This is a genomic window from Flavobacterium sp. FPG59 (genome assembly GCF_002150205.1).
Classification (GTDB): Bacteria; Bacteroidota; Bacteroidia; order Flavobacteriales; family Flavobacteriaceae; genus Flavobacterium.
In genome coordinates, this window is record NZ_MTCA01000186.1 from 1 (window position 1) to 6,006 (window position 6,006).

Annotated in this window: 5 protein-coding genes; 4 read left to right on the forward strand and 1 reads right to left on the reverse strand. The window is 33.9% G+C overall.

All coding sequences use genetic code 11. The features are described from left to right. Positions 1-65 precede the first annotated feature (65 nt). A complete protein-coding gene (locus tag FPG59_RS12985; protein ID WP_086455014.1) occupies positions 66-788 on the reverse strand; it encodes a murein L,D-transpeptidase catalytic domain family protein in 723 nt (240 codons plus the stop codon). A 352-nt stretch (positions 789-1,140) separates the two neighbouring features. On the opposite strand from FPG59_RS12985, the gene FPG59_RS12990 reads away from it, so the two are divergent. From FPG59_RS12990 to FPG59_RS13000, 4 genes are all read left to right on the forward strand, one after another. Beyond that, positions 1,141-3,561, forward strand: a complete 2,421-nt coding sequence (locus FPG59_RS12990; protein ID WP_086455015.1) for a DUF5916 domain-containing protein — start codon at positions 1,141-1,143, stop codon at positions 3,559-3,561. Between the two features lie 138 nt (positions 3,562-3,699). Continuing rightward, positions 3,700-5,217 (forward strand): 2,3-bisphosphoglycerate-independent phosphoglycerate mutase, encoded by a 1,518-nt coding sequence (gene gpmI, locus FPG59_RS12995; RefSeq protein WP_086455016.1) that lies wholly within the window; start codon positions 3,700-3,702, stop codon positions 5,215-5,217. After that, positions 5,214-5,378: a hypothetical protein gene (locus FPG59_RS16665; protein WP_176330749.1), complete on the forward strand. Its 165-nt coding sequence runs from the start codon at positions 5,214-5,216 to the stop codon at positions 5,376-5,378. Before gpmI ends, FPG59_RS16665 begins: the two co-directional genes overlap by 4 nt. 171 nt (positions 5,379-5,549) lie before the next feature. Further along, positions 5,550-6,006: hypothetical protein (locus FPG59_RS13000; RefSeq protein ID WP_086455017.1), on the forward strand; the 457-nt coding region annotated here is incomplete at its 3' end.

Here is a 6,006-nt window from a genome sequence, read left to right on the forward strand (position 1 = left end):
GTTTTAAGCACCAATAAGATAAAAAACACAACTCAATAAGTGTTCCTACCTATTTTTATGAAGCATTACGAAATGCTTTTACTTCCAAAAACTGTTGTTCTTGAAGGATGATAAATAAAAAAACAAGATTTATTTTGAATCGTATTGATGATCTCTTTAGATAATTCTGCAGGAACTGCTGGACATCCTTGGCTACGGCCTAAGCGTTGATTGTTTTTTATAAAAGAATCAGATACGTAATCAGCGGCATGCATAACAACGCCACGTGCTCTAGCATTATCATTTACTCCTTTTTCTAATCCATCCAGACGCATTGACATACCGTGTTTTCCTGTATAAATTTCGCCAGTGGCATAGAAACCCAAACTACTTTTATACGATTCTGAAGCATTAGAAAATTGAGAAGCATACTCTTCACCGGTGTTACGACCATGCGCTACAAGGGAGTGAAATAAAATTTCACCGGTCTCAATATTTATCACCCAAAGTCTTTTAGCATTTGAGGAAATACTAAAATCAATAATGGTTAGTATTTCTTTTTTAATAATTCCTTTTTCTTTTAAAGAATAATATCCTTTGAGAGCCTCAGTAAAGCTTACTAGTTTAGGTAATGAAAAACGATCCGAATGCAAACTTCGGTATACTTGTTCCATTTTAGATTCTTCTGTAGGTACAGTATTACTTGCGTATACACTGTGATTGCTTGTGGACTTATCAACAAAACGTGGTTTTTCTGTCAATGAAGTAAATAAAAGCAATAAAATAGTAGGTAGCATCGGATAAATCATTCGAGTCTATTGGGTTAAAATTGAATTTGGAGTCGCAAAATTAAACATAATAACATGTCATTCAACGGATTTAACATATTTTTATTTAAAAAATACTTGATAATGAATGTTTTATACCACTATTCCCTACATTCCTTACTTCCGTTTTAGATGGAGAGCAGCACCGTTATACCTGATTTCTTTTCTCAATTTTAATCCATAATAATAATGATTACTTTTTTTTGGTTATTAATTTATGAAAAGTGTAACAAAACAAGATAAAGCAAGTCTATTATGACAAACTATGAATCTGTAGAGGTCTTGAGCTTTACATCTAAACCGGTTTTAATCATCAATCAGCCTCAATCAGTACATGAAAAATCTATTTTTATTTTATTTTATTTCACTTTCTTTCATTGGCTACAGCCAAAAGAAAACATTACGAACCAAATTCATTTCTGAAAAAATAGAAATTGACGGTAAACTAAATGAAGCTATTTGGAACTCAGCAGCTGTAGCAGGCGATTTTATCACATTTGAACCTGATAACGGAAAGCCAATTCCTGAATCTAAGAAAACAGAAGTTAGAGTATTGTATGACAATGATGCAATATATATAGGTGCGCTGATGAATGATGAAAATCCTGGTAAAATTTTAAGAGAGATCACACAGCGAGATGATTTTGGAACTTCGGATATTTTTGGGGTTTTTATAAATGGATTTAATGATGGTCAACAAGATTTTCAATTTTTTGTAAATGCTGCTGATGGTCAAGCCGATTGTATTACAACTGATTCAAATGGAGAGGATTATTCTTGGGACGCAGTCTGGGAAAGCAAGGCTGTTATTACTGATAAAGGCTGGGTTGTAGAAATGCGAATTCCGTATGCTGCACTTCGCTTTTCAGCAGAAAACAAACAAACTTGGGGACTGAACTTTTTTAGAGAAGTAAGAAGAGATCGTTATAAATATTCTTGGAATTTTATTGATTCAAAACTAGGGACTTTTACACAACAAAACGGCATTCTGGAAGGTATTGAAAACATCAAACCACCCGTTAGGCTTTTCTTATTGCCTTACTCCTCTTTTTATGTAAATGCCAATGCTAAACAAAAAACATATGGCACACTTAAAGGCGGACTGGATTTAAAATACGGTATTAACGATGCTTTTACGCTAGATATGATTTTGATTCCTGATTTTGGACAAACAAAATTTGACGATCAGATCTTGAATTTAGGCCCGTTTGAACAGCAATTCAATGAAAACAGACCATTTTTTACTGAAGGAACAGATTTGTTTAGCAAAGGGAATTTACTGTATTCGAGGCGTATTGGCGGAAGCCCAAGCACTAGACCTAACTTAGCAACTAATGAGGTAATTGATGCTAGTCCTGCCTCTGTAAACTTAATTAATGCTTTTAAAGTTTCAGGCAGAACCAAGGGTGGACTAGGTGTGGGAATATTGAATGCTGTTACCGAGAAAACAACCGCATCGATTCGTAACACCGAAACTGGCGCTACACGAGAACAAGTAGTAGAACCGTTAGCAAATTATAATGTACTGGTGCTAGACCAGCGCTTTCGCAAAAATTCCTCAGTGGCATTTATTAATACCAATGTAACTAGAAATGGGCGTTTTAGAGATGGAAACGTTACTGCACTAGCATGGGATTTAAACACTAAGAAAAACACTTATAATTTAGCCGGAGATTTTAAATACAGTTTTATAAATGCAGCCGAGGATAAAAAAGGGATCTATTCTCAACTTAATTTTTCAGAAACAAGTGGTAAATACCGCTATGGCATGGGGGCTGAAATCATGACAAAAGATTTTGATAATAATGATTTAGGGATCAACTTTCAAACCAATTATTACAGTGTATATGGAAATGCGAGTTATAGAATTTTAAACCCTACTAAATATTTTAACTCCTTTAACACAAGGCTAAATGTGTACACACAATTTCAAAAAGAAACTGGAAAAATACAATCTAACAATGTTAATTTTCAAATAAACTCTGATACTAGAAAAAATCATTACATTGGTTTTGGGTTAAATAGCAACCCACTAGAATCATACGATTATTATGAACCAAGAGCTGAAAATAGATTTGTAATTATACCGCAACGAATAGGAGGATTTCTATACATATCTACTAATTACAATAACAATTTTGCTATTGATTTCAACCCTTCGTATGCTATATTTAATGAAGCTGGAAGAGAAACGTATGGCTTTTCTTTTGGTCCTAGATACCGTTTTAATGACAAATTTACACTAGCTCATAATTTCAATTTTTTTAGACAGAATAACAATAAAGGATATATAGACACTTTTTCAGATACGGATCCAAGCATAAACATACCTCCAACTATAGTCTTTGCCAATAGAAATGTAGTTACATACTCTAACACTTTATCAGGAAAGTATGCTTTGAACAGTCAGATGACTTTTAATATTGCTTTGCGTCATTACTGGTCTTATGCCGATAATAAAAATATTTTATCCCTTGAACAGAACGGCAGATTACTAGATTTTAGAGGATACAACACCAATAAAAATTCTAGTTTTTACTCGTGGAATGCTGACGTATCCTACACTTGGTGGTTTGCTCCCGGAAGCCAAATTTCTATTTTATACCGAAATAATGCAGCCGCACGTGAAAGAACCATCAATAAGAATTTTGAAAACAATGTAACCCAATTGTTAAATAACGAAGCTTTAAGTCACGTTTTTTCTATTAGTGTGCGCTATTTCATTGATTACAACTCTGTAAAAAATTATTTTTAAATGCAGTTAAATTGAAAACAAGGTGTTTATATCCTTAAATAATCAATATTTACGGGGATTATTCAAGATTTTGCAATAGTGAAACACAGGTGCTTTATCCTTTTTAGAAAAACTTTATCTTTGTTTAAAACTAAAACGATGAACAAAAAAGTAATTCTTATGATACTAGACGGATGGGGTAAATCACCTGATCCAAAAGTATCTGCAATAGATAATGCAAATGTCCCTTTTATAAACAGTTTATATCACAAATACCCAAGCGCACAATTACGCACAGATGGCTTAAATGTGGGGCTTCCAGAAGGACAAATGGGTAATAGTGAAGTAGGTCACATGAATCTGGGTGCCGGCCGAATTGTGTACCAAGATTTAGCCAAAATTAACTTGGCCGTTTCACACGGCACTTTAGCACAAGAACAGGTGCTAGTAGATGCCTTTACTTATGCCAAAACCAACAATAAAAAAGTACATTTTCTTGGTCTAGTATCAGATGGTGGTGTACACTCACATACTTCGCATTTACGAGGATTGATTGATGCATCACAAGAATATGGTTTAGAGAAAGTATATATTCATGCCTTTACTGATGGTCGTGATGTAGATCCTAAATCAGGAAAAAATTACATTCAAGATTTGCAAGAATACATTAGCAACACTTCTGTTAAAATAGCATCGGTTATTGGTAGGTATTATGCTATGGATAGAGATAGACGCTGGGAAAGAGTCAAACTTGCTTATGATTTACTAGTAAACGGAAAGGGAACTGCTGCCACTAATGCTGTACAGGCTATACAAGAAAGTTATGAGGCAAATATTACTGATGAATTCATTAACCCAACCGTAATCACTACCAACAACAATGAACCAATTGCTGTAATTGAAGATGATGACGTAGTTATTTTCTTTAACTTTAGAACAGACCGAGGCAGAGAATTAACAGAGGTATTATCACAAATGGATTGTCATGAACAAAACATGCACAAGCTTAATTTGTATTATGTAACCCTAACCAATTATGATGAAACGTATCAAAACGTAAAAGTAGTTTACAATAAAGACAACATCACTGAAACACTGGGTGAAGTTCTCGAAAAAGCTGGCAAAAAACAAATCCGAATTGCTGAAACAGAGAAATATCCACATGTTACTTTTTTCTTTTCAGGTGGTAGAGAGCTGCCTTTTATTGGCGAAAGCCGAATCTTAAAAAACTCTCCGAAAGTAGCTACCTATGATTTACAACCTGAAATGAGCGCGTATGACCTCACAGAGGCACTTATTCCAGAACTTGAAAAAGAGGAAGTTGATTTTGTGTGCTTAAACTTTGCCAATGGAGATATGGTAGGACATACAGGTATCATGAACGCAGCAATAAAAGCTTGTGAAGCCGTAGACCAATGCGTTGAAAAAGTTATCACTACAGCGCTCGCTCACAATTACACCACGCTTGTAATTGCTGACCATGGCAATTGCGAAACAATGATTAACCCTGATGGAAGTCCAAATACAGCACACACCACAAATCCAGTCCCACTAATTCTAGTAGATAAGGACTTAACTATGATTAAAAATGGTGTGTTGGGAGACATAGCCCCAACAATACTTGAATTGATGGGTATTGAAAAACCTGCGGTAATGACTTGTAATTCTCTATTATGAAAAAGTATATGATTGCGCTATTAGCTATAACTTTATATAGTTGCAGCTCATTAGGATCAGGTAAGAATGGTACACCCGGACAAGATGGCTCAAATGCAATAGGAACCGAGAAAGGTAAAAATGGCGCTCCTGGTAAAAACGGTAAGTCCCACTATAACTAACAATAATTAATAAGAAAGAGGCATTCAAAAGTATTTTGAATAGCCTCTTTTTTTGTTAACAGCACTCTCTAGTTTAAAGAGTAACCACATCTTAAATTAAAGTTAAATAATCAAAAATAAAAGTATTACTATTAATTATGATGTACTTTTGTATAAATAAAAATCAAAATCATGAAAACATACTTTCTTTCTGCCCTCGTTCTTTTGTGCACAACTAGTCTATGGAGTCAAATTAAGAATGATAAAAATAGAGAGTTTAATGATCTTAATGACGCTTTAAAAACTCCAGAACTAATCTATCGATTGAATTTGAGTAATCAAAACCTTAAACTTGATGGTGTAGACTGGTCTAAATTTATTAATCTTGAATATTTAAGTTTAAAAAATGACCATCTAAAAGAAATTCCAAGTGGTATTACCAAAATAAAAACATTAAAATCAATTGATTTAAGTGGTAACGACTTTGATGTTCTTCCTAGTGATTTTGCTAATCTAGAATTCCTTGAAGAAATAAAACTAAATGATGAAACAAAGATGAATCTTCCTAAAACACTTGATGTTTTGGCAAAATTACCCATGTTGAAATCATTGTACCTAGAAAACGATCAGCTTAAAACCATCCCAAGTG

Bases quoted from the DNA above. Each gene is read 5' to 3' on its own strand.
- FPG59_RS12985 (WP_086455014.1), bottom strand. From the start codon at position 788: ATGATTTATCCGATGCTACCTACTATTTTATTGCTTTTATTTACTTCA.
- FPG59_RS12990 (WP_086455015.1), top strand. From the start codon at position 1,141: ATGAAAAATCTATTTTTATTTTATTTTATTTCACTTTCTTTCATTGGC.
- gpmI (WP_086455016.1), top strand. From the start codon at position 3,700: ATGAACAAAAAAGTAATTCTTATGATACTAGACGGATGGGGTAAATCA.
- FPG59_RS16665 (WP_176330749.1), top strand. From the start codon at position 5,214: ATGAAAAAGTATATGATTGCGCTATTAGCTATAACTTTATATAGTTGC.